The 15,070-nt window shown below is 68.7% G+C and carries 16 protein-coding genes; 3 read left to right on the top strand and 13 right to left on the bottom strand.

Translation table 11 applies throughout. The features are described from left to right. Window positions 1-4: 4 nt before the first annotated feature. The 8 genes from E0H73_RS14930 to E0H73_RS14965 are packed head-to-tail and all read right to left on the bottom strand — an operon-like array spanning window position 5 to window position 6,975. Window positions 5-691 carry a 4-carboxy-4-hydroxy-2-oxoadipate aldolase/oxaloacetate decarboxylase gene (locus E0H73_RS14930; RefSeq protein WP_131355505.1) on the bottom strand — a complete coding sequence of 229 codons (687 nt, stop codon included), beginning with the start codon at window positions 689-691 and terminating at the stop codon, window positions 5-7. After that, complete coding sequence (locus E0H73_RS14935; protein WP_131355507.1) at window positions 681-1,694, bottom strand: amidohydrolase family protein; 1,014 nt, start codon at window positions 1,692-1,694, stop codon at window positions 681-683. The genes E0H73_RS14930 and E0H73_RS14935 overlap by 11 nt, the downstream gene beginning before the upstream one ends. Continuing rightward, on the bottom strand, window positions 1,691-2,524 hold the full coding sequence (locus tag E0H73_RS14940) for an ABC transporter permease (RefSeq protein WP_131355510.1): 834 nt from the start codon (window positions 2,522-2,524) through the stop codon (window positions 1,691-1,693). Before E0H73_RS14940 ends, E0H73_RS14935 begins: the two co-directional genes overlap by 4 nt. After that, the gene (locus E0H73_RS14945) at window positions 2,511-3,311 is read right to left on the bottom strand and encodes an ABC transporter ATP-binding protein (RefSeq protein ID WP_131355512.1); all 801 of its coding nucleotides are present in this window, start codon (window positions 3,309-3,311) and stop codon (window positions 2,511-2,513) included. The genes E0H73_RS14940 and E0H73_RS14945 overlap by 14 nt, the downstream gene beginning before the upstream one ends. After that, entirely contained in the window at window positions 3,308-4,141 is an 834-nt protein-coding gene (locus tag E0H73_RS14950) for a substrate-binding domain-containing protein (RefSeq protein ID WP_202867396.1), read from the bottom strand. The genes E0H73_RS14945 and E0H73_RS14950 overlap by 4 nt, the downstream gene beginning before the upstream one ends. Beyond that, complete coding sequence (locus tag E0H73_RS14955; RefSeq protein WP_131355515.1) at window positions 4,138-4,986, bottom strand: amidohydrolase family protein; 849 nt, start codon at window positions 4,984-4,986, stop codon at window positions 4,138-4,140. The genes E0H73_RS14950 and E0H73_RS14955 overlap by 4 nt, the downstream gene beginning before the upstream one ends. 10 nt (window positions 4,987-4,996) lie before the next feature. Beyond that, complete coding sequence (locus E0H73_RS14960; RefSeq protein WP_131355518.1) at window positions 4,997-5,947, bottom strand: ABC transporter substrate-binding protein; 951 nt, start codon at window positions 5,945-5,947, stop codon at window positions 4,997-4,999. Beyond that, complete coding sequence (locus tag E0H73_RS14965; protein ID WP_131355521.1) at window positions 5,944-6,975, bottom strand: ABC transporter substrate-binding protein; 1,032 nt, start codon at window positions 6,973-6,975, stop codon at window positions 5,944-5,946. Before E0H73_RS14965 ends, E0H73_RS14960 begins: the two co-directional genes overlap by 4 nt. A gap of 205 nt (window positions 6,976-7,180) precedes the next feature. On the opposite strand from E0H73_RS14965, the gene E0H73_RS14970 reads away from it, so the two are divergent. Then, window positions 7,181-7,816 (top strand): GntR family transcriptional regulator, encoded by a 636-nt coding sequence (locus tag E0H73_RS14970; RefSeq protein WP_131355524.1) that lies wholly within the window; start codon window positions 7,181-7,183, stop codon window positions 7,814-7,816. A 44-nt stretch (window positions 7,817-7,860) separates the two neighbouring features. On the opposite strand, the gene E0H73_RS14975 is transcribed toward E0H73_RS14970, so the two are convergent. Together E0H73_RS14975 and E0H73_RS14980 are read right to left on the bottom strand one after the other, a co-directional pair. Continuing rightward, entirely contained in the window at window positions 7,861-8,904 is a 1,044-nt protein-coding gene (locus E0H73_RS14975; protein ID WP_131355527.1) for a Gfo/Idh/MocA family protein, read from the bottom strand. Continuing rightward, window positions 8,901-9,920, bottom strand: coding sequence for a Gfo/Idh/MocA family protein (locus tag E0H73_RS14980; protein ID WP_131355530.1), 1,020 nt, complete (start codon window positions 9,918-9,920; stop codon window positions 8,901-8,903). Before E0H73_RS14980 ends, E0H73_RS14975 begins: the two co-directional genes overlap by 4 nt. A gap of 146 nt (window positions 9,921-10,066) precedes the next feature. On the opposite strand from E0H73_RS14980, the gene glgX reads away from it, so the two are divergent. Both glgX and E0H73_RS14990 read left to right on the top strand, forming a co-directional pair. Beyond that, window positions 10,067-12,163, top strand: a complete 2,097-nt coding sequence (glgX, locus tag E0H73_RS14985; RefSeq protein WP_238164015.1) for a glycogen debranching protein GlgX — start codon at window positions 10,067-10,069, stop codon at window positions 12,161-12,163. Window positions 12,164-12,247: 84 nt separating this feature from the next. Next, on the top strand, window positions 12,248-12,997 hold the full coding sequence (locus E0H73_RS14990) for an SGNH/GDSL hydrolase family protein (protein ID WP_165555677.1): 750 nt from the start codon (window positions 12,248-12,250) through the stop codon (window positions 12,995-12,997). On the opposite strand, the gene E0H73_RS14995 is transcribed toward E0H73_RS14990, so the two are convergent. Genes E0H73_RS14995 through E0H73_RS15005 form a run of 3 tightly spaced genes read right to left on the bottom strand, consistent with a single transcriptional unit; the run spans window position 12,987 to window position 15,066 of the window. After that, window positions 12,987-13,445: an SRPBCC family protein gene (locus E0H73_RS14995; protein WP_131355538.1), complete on the bottom strand. Its 459-nt coding sequence runs from the start codon at window positions 13,443-13,445 to the stop codon at window positions 12,987-12,989. The two genes, E0H73_RS14990 and E0H73_RS14995, sit on opposite strands and share 11 nt — an antisense overlap. Beyond that, window positions 13,442-13,936: an RNA polymerase sigma factor gene (locus E0H73_RS15000; RefSeq protein ID WP_131355541.1), complete on the bottom strand. Its 495-nt coding sequence runs from the start codon at window positions 13,934-13,936 to the stop codon at window positions 13,442-13,444. Before E0H73_RS15000 ends, E0H73_RS14995 begins: the two co-directional genes overlap by 4 nt. Beyond that, window positions 13,933-15,066, bottom strand: a complete 1,134-nt coding sequence (locus E0H73_RS15005) for an alpha/beta fold hydrolase (RefSeq protein WP_131355544.1) — start codon at window positions 15,064-15,066, stop codon at window positions 13,933-13,935. The genes E0H73_RS15000 and E0H73_RS15005 overlap by 4 nt, the downstream gene beginning before the upstream one ends. Window positions 15,067-15,070 lie beyond the last annotated feature (4 nt).

Below are 15,070 nucleotides of genomic sequence, written 5' to 3' on the forward strand. Positions count from 1 at the left end.
CGGCTCAGCAGCCGTCGGTGTAGGTCACTCCGAGCCGCTCCAGCAGCGGCCGCAGGTTGTTGACGTCCAGACTCAGCTCGCCGGCCTGGAGCCGAGCGCGATTCGCCGCCTCGCGCTCCTCGCGGAGCCTGGCGGCCTCGACCGCGGCAGCGACCTCGGAGCGGGGGATCACCATCGCACCGTCGTCGTCAGCGATGACCAGATCGCCCGGCTGCACGGTCGCACTGCCACAGACGACCGGCACATTGACCCACCCCGGCGTCGCCTTCACCGTCCCGGCGGCACTCACCGCCCGCGACCACACCGGGAACGACATCTCCTGCAGGTCCCGCTTGTCGCGGACTCCGGCGTCGAGTACGACGCCTGCGATCCCCTGCGCTCGGCACTGCGTCGCCAGCAACTCGCCGAACATTCCGTGCGTCGACGGACTCAACGTGGCAACCACCAGCACGTCACCGGGCTCACACACCTCCACAGCCGCGTGCAGCATGAGGTTGTCGCCCGCGTGGTTGAGCGAAGTGACCGCCGGCCCACACATGCGAGTGCCAGGCACCACCGGATGGATGTCCAGCATCAGTCCGCGTCGTCTGTTCGCCTCGTGCAGGGTGGCGACACCGTACTGCGCTGCCGTCTTCACCAGCTCGGGATCTGGGCGGGTGATTCGGCGTACGACGGTGGGGCTACTGGACATGGGCTGCTCCCAGGTGGGCGGCGGCGCGGGGGAACAGGCGCAGCGCGTTGCCGGACAGGATCTTGGTCAGGTCGGACTGGTCGAGTCCGAGTCCGTCGAGATCGCCGAGGATGTCGTCGAAGAATCGGCCGGTCGCAGCGTCCCGGGTCTTCGCCGTACCGAACATCTCTGAGCCGAAGAGCACGTTGTCCGGACCGATCTTGCGGATCAGCATCGCCAGCGAGTCGGCGTCGTACACCGCGGTGTCGAAGTACAGGTTGCGGACGGCCTCCTCGAACGGTGGCAGCGACTCCGCCACGTGCAGTGCGCGGCTGCGGTTGAAGTGGAACGGGACGCCACCGCCGCCGTGCGGCACGATCAGTCGCAGCGCCGGGAAGTCGGTGAAGACCGACGACGAGCACAGCTCGACCACAGCGGCGTAGTGCTGGGCGATGTAGTGCGAGCCGTTGAGGTGCATGGCCGGATTGCGGGTCGAGCTGGCGTGGATCATGCCAGGCACGTCCAGCTCCACCATCGCTTCCCACAGCGGGTACCACCACCGGTCCCCCAACGACGGCGTGAACGGTTGGAGCCCACCGGACACGTCCGGATTGATCAGGCAGCCGACGAATCCGAGCTCCTCGACGGTACGACGAAGCTCGCGGATCGAACCGTCGAGCGCGGCACCCGGGCTCTGGGGCAGCTGCGCCACCGGGACGAACTGCGCCGGGTACAGCCCGGCCACCCGGGCGATCAGGTCGTTGTTGATCTCGGTCCAGTGCCGGCTGATCGTCTCGTCACCGACGTCGTGACCCATCGCCGACGCGCGCGGCGAGAAGAACACCGCATCGATGCCCCGGGCACCCATCTGCTCGAGATGCCCGGCCAGCGACGCGCGGAGCTGGTCGTCGGTGATCGACAGCGAGCCTCGAACCGGCTTGTTCTGCAGGGCCATCTGCCGGCCGCGGTACGCGTTCAGCGCCGCCGGAGCAGTGGTGTAGTGACCGTGGATGTCGATGATCAACGCTCGCTCTCCTTCCACGGAGCGATCCGTGCCTCGGCCTGGCGCAGTCCCGCGGTGAGCGCGACGCCGAGCACCATCAGCACCAGCACCGGTACCAGCATCGAGGCGGTGTCGAACTGGTTGCCGTACTTGACCACGAGCGCACCCAGCCCGGTGATCGCGGTGAAGAACTCGGCCACGACCATGCCGATGATCGCGCGGCCGACACCCAACCGCAGACCGGTCATCGTGTACGGCAGCGACGCGGGCAGGATCACCTTGGTGAACACCTGCCACTCGCTGGCCGCGAACCCGGTGCCGACGTCGATCAGCGCCGGCGGCACGTTGCGCACACCGCTGGCCGTGTTGATCAGCACCGGGAAGATCGCGAGCAGCACCACCACGAACAGCTTCGCGCTGAAGCCGAGCCCGAACCACAGGATCACCAGCGGTACGACGGCCACCAGGGGCGTCGCGTACAGCGCGTTGACCAGCCAGTCGGTGGCCACCTCGACAGTGCGGTAGCGGCCGATCACCAGACCGGCCAGCACCCCCAGTACGGCGGCGATCGCGAAGCCGAGCGCCAGCGTGGTCAGGCTGCTGACCAGCGCGGTCGGCAGCTCACCGCTCTTGGTCAGCCGTACGGCGGCCTGCCCGACCGCACTCGGGTAGGACATGAACAGTGGGTCGATCCGGCGGCCGACTACTTCCCAGGCACCGAGCACGACCAGGATCGAGACCAGCCGGATCAGCCGGTGCTTGCGCCGGGCGCGTGCCTGCTGGTCCACGGCCGGCTCAGCGTCAGTCTCGGCGATCACTGCGGTCCGCGGTTGTACTTCAGTCCTGGACACGGTCGCTCCCTGCGTTGGTCGAGCGGATCAGCTGCCAGACCTGACTGCGCAACTGCTGGAACTCCGGCAGCCCGCGAAGCTCGGTGAGCTCTCCCCGCGGCCGGTCGAAGGGCACGTCGATGACCTGCTTCACCCGGCCCGGGTTCGCGGCCAGGATGACCACCCGGTCGCTCAGGTACAGCGCCTCGTCCAGGTCATGGGTGACGAACAGGACGGTCTTACGGGTCTCCGCGTGGATGCGGAGCAGTTCCTTCTGCAGCACCTCGCGGGTCTGCGCGTCGAGCGCGCTGAACGGTTCGTCCATCAGCAGCACGGCCGGGTCGATGGCCAGCGCCCGGGCCAGTCCGATGCGCTGCTGCATGCCGCCGGACATCTGGTGGGGGAAGTGGTCCGCGAACCCGCCCAGCCCGACCAGGTCGAGCAGTTCGCCCGCCCGCGCGGACCGCTGCGCCCGGCTCAGCCCCTGCAGTTCGAGGCCGAACTCCACGTTGCGCCGGGCGGTCCGCCACGGCAGCAGGTTGGCCTGCTGGAAGACCAGTCCGCGGTCCCGGCCAGGCCCGGTCACGACATTGCCGTCGACAACGACCTGGCCGGCGTCGGCGCCGAGCAGACCCTGGACGATCCGCAGCACGGTGGTCTTGCCGCACCCGCTCTCGCCGATCAGGCTGACGAACTCGCCCTCCGCGACCCCGAAGGACAGGCCGCGCAGCACGGTGTGCGCCTTGCGATTGGTCTGGAAGGTCTTGCTCAGTCCTTCGACGCGCAGCTTCTCCGGTGCGTCGATCATGATGCGGCCCCTCTCAGGGAGAACAGGTCGTCCACGGCGAGCCGGTCCGGGACCAGGCCCTGCTCGTGGGCGTAGCGGGTGATCAGGTCGAGCGCGGGCCGGTTGGCCTCCAGGCCGACCGGGGTCATGTCGATCTCGCCGACCCGGTGATCGGCGTACTGCTTGGCGTCGACGAACAGTTCGGTCAGCTCCTCGCGCCGGCCGGCCAGGTCGGAGCGGATCACCACCATGTGATTGATCGGGACGGCGTGCGTGCGCTCGTACCAGGCCCGCGCGGCCGCCTTGGCGTCCGGGATCAGCGGGCGCAGGCGTGGGTCGTCGGGCAGGTCGTTGCCCATGATCACGGCGTCCAGGTCGCCGGCGTGCAGCAGGTCGATCAGCTTCGAGCCGGCCGGAGCACGCTCGACCTGCGGCGGATCGGCGTACTCGGCGAGGTGGCCGTCCTCGATGCTGACCCACTGGACCTTGCCGAGCGGTACGCCGTACTCGTCGCCGAGGATGCCGCGCAACCACACACCGGTGGTCTGAGCGTACGTCCGGACGCCGATCCGCTTCCCTGCCAGGTCGGTCACATCCAGTGGGTCGTCGGCCCGGCAGACGATGTGGTCGTGCTGGAAGCGCGAGCGCAGTACGACGGGCAGCAGCAGCAACGGCTTGCCCTCGGCCCGCGCCTGCAGATAGGTCACGATCGCCATCTCGCAGACGTCGTACGCCTGCTCGCGGACCATCGCCGCGAAGGCCTTGTGGACCGGGTCGACCTCGACGAAGTCGAAGACCGCCCCTTCCTTCAGCGCGCGGACGTGGGGGTAGTCCGCGAGGACCGCCTTCACGAGCCGGCCCAGACCGGGTACAGGCGGTCCGCCGTACCGGTGAAGATCTGCTCGCGCGCCGCGGCCGGCAGGAAGCCGAGGACCTCGCGACTGCGCTCGTACAGCGTGGGCAGGTCGTCCTCGGCGGCCGGGTAGTTCGATCCCCACATCAGCCGCTCGGCACCGAAGTCGAGCAGCAGCCGGCCGAGGAACGACTCCGGGTCGGCCGGCGCCTTCGTCGACGACACCAGCGTCCGCTCGGTCAGTTTGAGGTAGACGCCGTCGTACTGCGCCAGGTCGAACAGCTCCCGGGCTTCGTCGTACGGCGCTCCGCCGGTCAGGTCAGGGCGTGCCGCGTGATCCAGCAGGACCTTCACACCGGGGAAGCGGTCCAGCAGCTCACGCAGTGCGGGGATGCCTTCCGGACGCATCTGCAGGCACAGCGGGAGGTTGTTCTCCTCCGCCCACTCCCATGCGGGGTGCAGCCGTGCGTCGGACAGCCAGGAGGCTTGGCCGGGCATGGTGCTGCCGGTGGTGAAGAGCCGGGCGCCCTGCAGTCCGCGGGAGACCCAGTGGGCAAGCTGCTCCGGTGCGTCCGGGGCCAGCATGTCGACGGAGAACACGCCGGCGAACCGGTCCGGGTACTGCTCGACGGAGTCGGCCACGTAGCTGTTGTCGTGCCCGTACGCCGTCGAGGCCTGCACCACGATCGCGCGGTCGATGCCGGCCTCGTCCATATCGGCGATCAGTTCCTTGGCGCCGACCGGTCGCTGCTGCGACCAGGCGGACTCCACGCCGCCCAGCGGGTTGCGCGGATACCGGTCCCGGTCCACCGCGATCACATGACAATGCGCGTCAATGGTCATCAAGAGTCCTTCAGTTGGATGCAGTCACGAGGTCCGGGAAGAACCGGTCCAGGGCGGTGTCCGCCGGGACCAGGCCCTGGCGGCGGGAGTAGTCGACCAGGGCGCCGATCGAGGCCTGGTTGGCCTGCAGGCCGTACGGCAGCGGGTTGCCCACGATCTCCGCCAGGCGTTGGTAGCGAAGATCCTCGGGCGTACTCGCGGCCGGCCCGCCGAGCCGGTGCAGGTACCTCGATCGACTGTCCTGGAAGGCCTGCAGGAGCGCGCCCGCCAGCCAGGGGTGGTCGTTCAGCAGTTCCTCGCGGACCACGACAACGCCGTGGATCGGGTAGACGCCGGTCCGCCGGTACCAGTCGGCCGCCAGGCTCGCCGCCTCGTCGAGCAGCTCGTGGTAGCCCGACACCAGCGTGACCCCGGGATCACCGATCCCGGCGCCGCGGGTGAACGCCGCGTCCACCTCGCCCTGCCGGAAGAGGTCGACCAGCTTGGGTCCGGGACGCCGTACATTCGATGGCAGGACCAACGACTCCACGTGCTCGTCGTCGTCGACGATCCACTCGATCTGCGCCGGATCCACGCCGTACTCGTCCGCGAGGACACCGCGAGTCCAGACCGCGCTCGTCACGGAGTACGCACGTACTCCGACCCGACGACCGTGCAGGTCGGTCGGGCGCTCGATCCCGGCACCGTTGCGGACCACGAGACCCTCGTGGTGGAAGCGCCGGCTCAGGAAGACCGGCAGGGCGACGTACGGCGCGCCGAGCGCCCGCGCGATCAGGTACGTCGTCGGGGCCAGTTCGCAGACGTCGAACTCGACCGAGCGCACCATCCGCCGGTACGCGGTGATCATCGACGCGAAGCCGACCGGATCGAGCGTGCAGCCGTCCACCAGGACGCGGCCGTCCAGCAGGTCCGCGGTGTGTCCGTAGCGGCCGAGGGCGACCCGCAGCGGGAGCCCGGTCACAGCATCTTCACCGCGTCGGAGGCGATCGACATGTCGGCGACCTGGTCGAACGGCAGCACCTTGGACTGCACGCCCTGCGACACGTTGAGCTCCTGCATGTACTTGATCCGCTTCTCGTCGAGGACCAGATCGACGGCGTACGCGCCGGGCTGCTGGGCAAAGGTCCACAGCGAGCCGGCTTCCTTCGGATCGCTGCTCGGCACGGCCTTCTGATAGGCCTTCAGGTAGGCGTCCTTGGACTCCGGCGAGGAGATGTAGCGGAACAACTTCGCGTACGCCGCCAGGCTGCGGACCAGGACGTCGCGACGCTTGGAGATCGCACTGTCCGAGGTGTACGCGCCCTGGTAGGTGTACTCCGGGAGTTCCTTCCACAGCTCGGCGATCGCGTGCACGCCGAACTTGTCCTGCTCGTCGTACACGTCCACCAGCGACGGGCCGGCGTCGACCTTGCCGGCCGCGATCGCCTTGAAGACGTCCGCACTGGAGCCGATGTTGACGAACTTCACCTGCTCGGGCTTGATGCCCTTCTTGGCCAGGAACGCGACCATGATCTGGTGCAGCAACGCACCGACCGGGCCGGTGCCGATGGTCTTGCCGACCAGATCCTCGGCGGACTTGACCGACTCGGACTTGGCGTAGACCGCGTGCGCCAGCAGCAGGCCGGAGCCGGAGACGATCTTGAGCTTGGCGCCCTTCTCGATCGCCGGCAGCACCTGGCCGAAGCCGGACAGCAGGGTGAGGTCGTTGCTGCCGTTGAGCAGGCTGGCGATCAGCTTGGACCCGTCGGACACGTTCTGGGTCTTCGCGGTCAGGTCGACCGTACTGAAGTAGTTCTGTGCCTGGAGCAGTTCCTGCAGCACCAGGGTGCTGTTCGAGCCGGTGTTGACGATCGTGACGGCCTTGGCGTCGCCGGCGCCGGCGGCGTTCGGGCCGCAGCCGGTCAGGCCGGCCACAGACGCAAGCGCGCCGAGCTTCAGCACGGTACGGCGTGACGGGCGGGCGAAGTGCTCGGGGAGTCCCTTGGACATGGTCGTTCTCCGGTGGGTCGGGAAGAGCCAGTGGTGCCCGGGGCGAGGGCTATGGTTCGGGATCCTAGAAATGTGTCGACAAAAATGTCAACATTTTCGTCTACACTTTCTCGTGACGGTTCGGGACCCATCAGCCGTCACACTGGTAGACGCACGAGACGGGAGGACGACCATCAGCGGGAAGAAGACCCTGGAACGCGGGGGGATGGCCGGGCAGGAATACGTCCGGGACGCGGTGCGCGACGACATCGCGTCGGGCCGGCTGGCACCCGGTCAACGGCTGGTCGAGGCCGACCTGGCGGAGCAGTACGGCGTGGTCCGCAGCGGCGTACGCGCGGCCTTGCTGGACCTGTCGGCGGAGGGACTGGTCGAGCGGATCCCGCAGCGCGGTTCGCGGGTGCGGATGCTGTCGGTCGAGGAAGCCATCGAGGTGACCGAGGCACGGATGGTGCTGGAGTCGCTGTGCGCTGCGAAGGCAGCGGCGCGGATCAGCGACCAGGGCATCGTGGACCTGACCGCACTGGGCGACCGGATGGCGCGCGCGGTGTCCGAAGGCGACGACCTGGAGTACGCCGAGCTGGACGACGCACTGCACCGGTTGATCCGCGAGCTGAGCGGCCAGCGGACTGCGACCACGATCATCGAGCGGCTACGGGTGCTGAACATCCGGCACCACTTCCGGATGACGCGACTCCCCCGCCGCCCACAGACCTCACTCGAGGCGCATCTGCGCATCATCCGGGCGATCGCTGCCCGCGACGCCGACGCGGCGAGTGCGGCGATGACGGAGCATCTGAGCGACGTCATCGACCACCTGACGCTCGCGGCCCAACGAGTGTGAAAAGACGCCGGTCGCCCCCAGACCCTGGAGGCGACCGGCGGATGTCAGACCTCGACCGGCTGGCCGGACACTGCGGACCGGCGGGCCGCATCGACGATGCGGAGCGTGCGCAGGCCGACGGCACCATCGGGCTGGGGTACGCCGGTCGGTGGCTGGCCGGCCACGGCCGGACCGGACTCGCGGACCGCCCGGAGGAACGTGGCGAGCATCGATGCGTCGAAGTTCTCGCCGATCCCCAGGTACACCTCCCCGTCGGGATCGGTGCCGTTGATGCGCGGCAGGAACGGCTCGATCTCCACCGATCCCTTGGTGCCGGTCACCTGCAGCGTGACGCCGCCCCAGGTCGGACCGTTGTCCGGGACGCTCCACGAGCAGTCGATGGTTGCCAGCAGCCCGTTGTCGTAGTTGACCGTCACCAGGCCACCGGTCTCGACCTCGACGCCCTTGTCCTGGTGCAGTACGCGGTTGGCCGCGGCGTACACGCGCTGCGGCGATGCGCCGCCGGTCAGGCCGTCGATCAGGTCAGCGCAGTGCACGGTGTGGTCGACGAGCGCACCACCGCCGGCGAGCTTGGGGTCGGTGAACCACTGCCGCCCACCGATCGGGATCTTGCCGTTGTTGGTGCCGAGGACAGCGAACACGTCGCCGAGCAGCCCGGCCTCGACCGAGGCGCGGAGTCGCAGGTACTGCGGCGAGAAGCGGACCGGGTAGGCGACCATCAGGATCGCACCGGCCGCCTCGCAGGCCGCCAGCATGGCCTCGCCGTCCTCGACCTCGGTGGCCAGCGGCTTCTCACAGAGCACATGTGCACCAACTGCCGCGGCCCGCTCGACCAGACCGCGGTGCAGTGCGTTCTCACTCGTCACGACGACCGCGTCCGGGCCCCACGCGAACAGCTCGTCGTAGCTGTCGACGTACGGGACGCCGAGCTGTGCGGCGAGCTCGGCACCACGCGGGCCTGGATCCGGCGCACTCGCGCCGTCGGGATCGGCGGACAGCACCTCGACATCGGGCATCTGGTTGAGCAAGTACGCGTACGACATCGCATGCCCGTGCGCGAACGACGCGAGAGCCACCTTGAGGGTCATGCCGCTGCTCCCGTCGGGTCGAAGGTCACCATGTCGATCACACGGCCGGTCTCCATCGAGGCGCGCGCCGCCTCGGCCAGATAGACCGCGGCCGCACCGTCCGGCGCCAGAACCCGCGGCTCCGGCCCACCGCGCAGCGCGACAGCGAGCTCGCGCAGCTGAGTCAGGTACGGGCTCTCGCCCAAGGTGTTGGCCGGGATGAGCAGGTCGGCAGCCGCGCCGCCGTCCTGCAGTTCCTCGGCGTAGCCGGTGTCCGCGGCGGACGTGTACTTCAGTACGCCGGTAGAGCCCGCGATGTGGTAGCCGGACAGGAACGCGGACCCGGCCGCTGCCCACGTCGCGCGGCAGTGGCTGATCGCACCGGAGGCGTGGGTGAGCGTCACGTGCGCGGCCACCGTCAGCGGGCTGATCCCGTCCACGGTCGGCGGGTTCTGGACGGCGTACACCTTGGTGACGTCTCCACACATCCAGCGAGCCTGGTCGAGGTCGTGCACCATCAGGTCCATGATCACGCCGCCGGAGCGGGCGACGTCGCCGTACCAGCCACCGGCCGGGGACGACGCCTGGCGGAAGAACCGTGCCACCGCGACGTCGCCGATGCGCCCGGCTTGGATGGCGGAGTGCGCGGCAACATACGCCGGGAAGAACCGGACCACGTGCGCCGGGTAGATCCGGACGCCGGCGGCCGCGGCAGCCGCGATCACCTCGTGCGAGTCGGCGGCGGTCAGGGTGAGCGGCTTCTCACAGATCACGTTCCGGCCGGCCTTGATCGCGGCCAGCGTGACTTCCTTGTGGGTCGCCGACGGCGTGACGACGTCGACGAACTCCGCCTCGGCCAGGCAGTCGTCGAGCGACGCCGCGACCTCGAGGCCGTACTGTTCGGCCATCGTCTCGGCGCCCTCGAGCGAGTGCACCAGGATGCGCGCGCCGAGCGCCTTCCACGCGCCGACATGCAAGTGGGCGATGTTGCCCGCGCCGATCAGACCGACGGTCAGACCGGCTAACTCTTCCGACATGTGATCCCCTACTCCGCCCAGTTGGGAGCCCGATAATTAGTAACGGTCCTTGCGTATCATTGCGCACAGGCGTCCGCAACTACCGTCTCATGAACACAACCACCTTCGTTATCGATAACCAAGACGGGAATGTGCAGAATGTGCCGGTGACCGAAGCGACCGCCGCCCCGAGTGCTCTCGGCCCGACCGCCGATACCGGGCCGAGGCTCGGAGCAGTGGTCCAGACCGATGGGACGACCTTCACTCTGTGGGCTCCGGCCGCCGAGCGGGTCGAGCTAGCGCTGATCGCCGCCGACGGCAGCCAGCGGAACCTGGACCTCGCCCATGCCGGTGAGTTCTGGACCGGGTTCGTCCCGGGCGTGGGCCACGGGCAACGGTACGGCTACCGCGTGCACGGCCCGTTCGACCCGTCGCACGGTCTCCGCTTCGACCCGTCCAAGCTGCTGCTCGATCCGTACGCCCGAGCCATCGACGGCTCGTTGGACTTCTCCAGCCCCCTCATCTACGACTCGTCCGACGGTGATTCGGCCGGTCACGTGCCGGTCGGTGTGGTAGTCGGCGACTCCGAACCACCGCCGCCGATCAGCCGGCCGGTGCACTGGGGTGAGACGGTCATCTACGAGTTGCACACCAAGGGCTTCACGAAGCTGCATCCCGACGTACCCGAGCATCAACGGGGGACGTACGCCGGGCTCACGCATCCGTCGGTGATCAACTATCTGACCGAGCTGGGCGTGACGTCGGTCGAGTTGTTGCCGATCCACCACTTCCTCACCGAGCCGTCGATCGCCGCCCGCGGCCTGCCGAACTACTGGGGCTACAACACCCTCGGGTACTTCGCCCCGCACGCGCCGTACTCGTCGTCGGGTTCGGACGGTCAGCAGGTGGCGGAGTTCAAGGCGATGGTCGCCGCGTTCCATGCCGCCGGCATCGAAGTGATCCTCGACGTGGTCTACAACCACACCGCGGAGGGCGGGTTCGACGGACCGACGCTGAGCTTCCGCGGTATCGACAACCGTGCGTACTACCGGCTGTCGCACGGCGGGACGATGTACGACGTGACCGGGACCGGCAACTCGGTCGACACCTCGCACCCGCAGGTCCGCCGGCTGCTGATGGACTCGCTGCGCTACTGGGTCGAGGAGATGGGTGTCGACGGGTTCCGGTTCGACCTGGCCGTGACGCTGGTTCGCAACGAGCGGCACGAGGTCGACATCCCCGACCACCCGTTCCTGGCCGAGGTCGCGGCCGATCCGGTCCTCGGCCGGGTCAAGCTGATCGCCGAACCGTGGGACGTCGGCCCGTTCGGCTACCAGGTCGGCAACTTCGGCCCGCCGTGGTCGGAGTGGAACGGCAAATTCCGCGACAGCGTCCGCGACGTCTGGCGGAACACCTCCGACGGCGTCAAGGACCTCGCCTACCGGCTCTCCGGGTCCAGCGACCTGTACGGCGACGACGGCCGCTACCCGTACGCGTCGATCAACTTCCTCACCGCGCACGACGGGTTCACCCTGCGCGACCTGGTCAGCTACGACCACAAGCACAACGAGGCGAACCACGAGGACAACCGCGACGGCACCGACGACAACCGGTCCTGGAACTGCGGCGTCGAGGGCGAGACCGACGACCGGCGCGTGATTGCGCTGCGCAAACGCCAGATGGCGAACCTGATGTCCACACTGATCCTGTCCACCGGCGTACCGATGATCACCGCCGGGGACGAGTGCGGACGGACCCAGCACGGCAACAACAACGCCTATTGCCAGGACAGCGAACTGTCCTGGTTCGACTGGTCACTGCCAGGCGCCTGGTCCGATCACCTGGCGTTGACGAAGAAGCTGATCGCTCTCCGTGCTGCACACCCTGTCTTGCGTCAATGGCACTACTTCTCCGGGGAGCCTGTCGTCGCGGGCGGGCGCAAGGACCTGTCCTGGATCGCACCGCACGGCGGCGAGATGACCGACGCCGACTGGTACGACGGCAATCTCCGGACCATCGGCATGTTCCTGGCCGGCGACGCCCTCCGCGCAACCGATGCCCAAGGCAACGCCCTCACCGACAGCTCCTTCCTGATGGCCCTCAACGCCACCCCCGAAACCCGCCAGGTCCGAGTCCCCGACCCCTCCTGGGCTCCCGCCTACGAAGTAGTCCTCGACACCAGCAACAGCATGGTCACCGAGGTCGAAGCCGGCGCCACCGTCCCCCTGTCCCCCCGCTGCCTGGTCCTCCTCCGAGCGCTCTGATGGGTCGTTAACCTTTCTGCAGTACATTCGGCGGTTACCTTCTGTTCATGTGTGGGGGGACCGATGTTTTTGGTGCGGCGTGGGGTGCGTGAACGGACGACGCCGATCGGGGCGTTGCACCGGGCGGTGATGCGTTGGGGTGAGGCGGAGCGGACGAACTCGCGGTTGGCGTTCCGGCGTTGGGTCGATGGGGTGGCGTTCGTCGACGTACAGGCGAAGACGTACGCCGACTTCTGGACGCGGCAGAACGAGAAGACTCTTGCTGGTGACGGGCCGCTGTGGGTGGTGCTGGGTGACTCGACCGCACAAGGGCTCGGCGCGTCGTCGCCGCTCCATGGGTACGTCGGTCAGGTGCTCAATGCCCTCAAGCGGCGCGGCAGCCCGTGGCGGGTGCTCAACCTGTCGCGCTCCGGCGCCCAGACCCGGCACGTGCTCGCGGACCAACTCCCACTTGTGGAAGGGCTGCAGCCCGCACTGGTGACGTGCGGGATCGGCAACAACGACATCCTCGGTACGCCGCCCAAACGGTTCCGCGACCACCTCCGTCAGGTGATCGAGCGGTTGCCGTCCTCGTCCGTGGTGATGGACCTCACCGTCCCCGACGGGCTCTGGCGGATCGGCGGCGTGGCCAGCCCCTACGTCGCCGGCATCAATCAGCTGATCAGTACGACGGCGACGGCTCGCGGCCTCACGGTCGCCGAGGTGTCCCGGCACGCACGACCGCCGTGGCGCGGCATGCTCGCGCCGGACAGCTTCCACCCGAACAACCTCGGCTACCGCCGGCACGCCGATGCGCTCCTCGCCGCGCTGCCGGCCGGCGTACTCAGGCCCTGAGCATCTGTTCCAACCGGTCCAGCGTCTTGGAGCTCTCCCGCTGCACCCGCAGTGGAACGATCGCGGCCCGGCCCGGCACCCGGATGCCGCCGGTGAGCGCGACCCGCGTGCCGCCGCCGGGCTCTGCCGACACCGCCATACCGATGATCAGGAACCGGCTCTGCAACCAGCACCAGCCGCTCCGGAACTGACCTTCGAGGCGCGCCCGCTGCCCCCGCCGACCGCGCGCGAGTACGACGACGCGATCGCCGTCCTGCTCGAGCAACGTGGCCGACACCAGGTCCGCCTGGATCGTGGCGAACGCGTCGAGGTCGCTGAGCAACTCCTTCACCCGGTCGGGAGGCGCCGCCAGGACGCGCTCGGTGATCGCGGCGCCGGGGACACCGGCAGCCAGGGCGCGGAACCGTTCGACGTCGGTCAGTTCGACCTGCGGCCAGTCACCCGTCATGATCTCCACGCCTTCCGAAAGCTTGCCCGGGCTCGGTGCAGCCGGGACTTCGCCGTACCGGCCGGCACCTCGAGCAACGCGGCGGCGGCCAGTTCGTCCATTCCTTCCAGGTCGCGCAGGACCAGCACTGCGCGGTGCTGCGGCGACAATCGCGCGAGTACGTCGTGCACGTGTACGGCGAGCTGCGGATCGTCTGGCGCGGGCAGCTCAGACAGATCGGCCGGCTGTTGCCGTTGCTGCCGGCGTGCCACTCGGACCGCCTCGCGGACGGCGATCGCGCGGACCCATCCGAACAACGCCGCTGGGTTCTGCAGACCGCGCAGTCCACGGAACACCGCAATCAGCGCCTCCTGCGTCGCGTCCGGTCCGTCGGCCAGAGCGATCGGCCCGCAGATCCGGCCGACGTACGGCGCCAGTCTGTCGAGCAGCTCGTTCATCGCCAGGGTGTCGCCGCCCTGCGCCGCGCGGACGAGCCGTTCCGCGTCGATCATCGGAGGAAGGCCGCCATCAGGGGTGTCACCTGGTCGGCGCAGTCGACGGTGAGGGCGTGGCCGCAGCCGGGCAGCACGTGCACGGTTGCGTTGGGCAACAGCTTCCCGAACCGATCTGCCTGTGCCACCGGGAGTACGGCGTCGTGGTCGCCCCAGAGCACCAGTGTGCGTTGCCGCGTGGACGGCAGAGCCTGCTCGGTGACTCTCCAGTCGAGGCCCCGCTCGAGCGCGTACATGGATCGCACGTTGTCACGATATGTTCCCGGCACCCACATCGTGGTCACGAGCTCCGGCGTGATCAGTTGCTTGTGGACGAACATGCTGCCCAGCGCGGACTTGACCATGCTGCGGCTCGCGGCCAGCTTCGCCAGCGCCTCGCCGACCAGGGGTTGTTTGAGGATCTCCCAGCTCCACGTGTCTGGCTCGTCCAGTCCGCTCGGCGCCAGCAGGAGCAGCTTGCTGACGCGGTCCGGGTTCCGCTGCGCGTAGGCGAGACCCCAACCGCCACTCCATGAGTTGCCGCCGAGGACTACCTGCGGCAGCTTCATTGCATCCAGGAACTGACCGAGTGATGTGGTCATGCCGTTCCGGGCCAGCGGCGTGTCGACGTACCTGGCGTCGGGTGACGCTGTGGCGCTTGGCTGCTCGGTTGGCTGGTACGCGTAGGCGAGGAGTGAGAGCAGTACGACGCCGGCAACGGGTGCTGCGACTGCTGTTGCCTTGATCCAGCGTGTGCGGAGGAGTTTGAGGTCCGCCACGCACAGCGCGATGCACGCTGGCGTGTAGAAGAGCAGGTTGAGCCAGTAGAACGCGGTACTCGTGTCGGTGCCGACGCCGAGGGCCCAGACGAGACCCGCGGTCGCCCGCGCAGCCAGTCCGGCCACCACTCCCCCGACCACGAACCTGCTCAGCTTGAACCGGTCGCTGGTGAGCACGGCCGCGCCCAGCAGGACATGCAGAGCCGCGAGCGGCAACACGATGCCTGGACGGAAGGACACCGGTCCGCCCAGCACCGCCATCGACAACGACCGCTCGCTGGACGCCGGCCACGTCGCACCGGTCGCCCAATACACATGCACCAGCGCGAGAACCCCATGAGTCCCCGCCACCACCCGCCGTACGACCCGCATCTCC

This window comes from Kribbella pittospori, from assembly GCF_004331465.1.
GTDB classification, from domain to species: domain Bacteria; phylum Actinomycetota; class Actinomycetes; order Propionibacteriales; family Kribbellaceae; genus Kribbella; species Kribbella pittospori.

Excerpts from the sequence above, each read along its gene's own strand:
- E0H73_RS14930 (WP_131355505.1), bottom strand. The coding sequence starts at position 691 with ATGTCCAGTAGCCCCACCGTCGTACGCCGAATCACCCGCCCAGATCCC.
- E0H73_RS14945 (WP_131355512.1), bottom strand. The coding sequence starts at position 3,311 with ATGATCGACGCACCGGAGAAGCTGCGCGTCGAAGGACTGAGCAAGACC.
- E0H73_RS14955 (WP_131355515.1), bottom strand. The coding sequence starts at position 4,986 with ATGACCATTGACGCGCATTGTCATGTGATCGCGGTGGACCGGGACCGG.
- E0H73_RS14965 (WP_131355521.1), bottom strand. The coding sequence starts at position 6,975 with ATGTCCAAGGGACTCCCCGAGCACTTCGCCCGCCCGTCACGCCGTACC.
- E0H73_RS14970 (WP_131355524.1), top strand. The coding sequence starts at position 7,181 with ATGGCCGGGCAGGAATACGTCCGGGACGCGGTGCGCGACGACATCGCG.
- E0H73_RS14975 (WP_131355527.1), bottom strand. The coding sequence starts at position 8,904 with ATGACCCTCAAGGTGGCTCTCGCGTCGTTCGCGCACGGGCATGCGATG.
- E0H73_RS14980 (WP_131355530.1), bottom strand. The coding sequence starts at position 9,920 with ATGTCGGAAGAGTTAGCCGGTCTGACCGTCGGTCTGATCGGCGCGGGC.
- E0H73_RS14995 (WP_131355538.1), bottom strand. The coding sequence starts at position 13,445 with ATGACGGGTGACTGGCCGCAGGTCGAACTGACCGACGTCGAACGGTTC.
- E0H73_RS15000 (WP_131355541.1), bottom strand. The coding sequence starts at position 13,936 with ATGATCGACGCGGAACGGCTCGTCCGCGCGGCGCAGGGCGGCGACACC.
- E0H73_RS15005 (WP_131355544.1), bottom strand. The coding sequence starts at position 15,066 with ATGCGGGTCGTACGGCGGGTGGTGGCGGGGACTCATGGGGTTCTCGCG.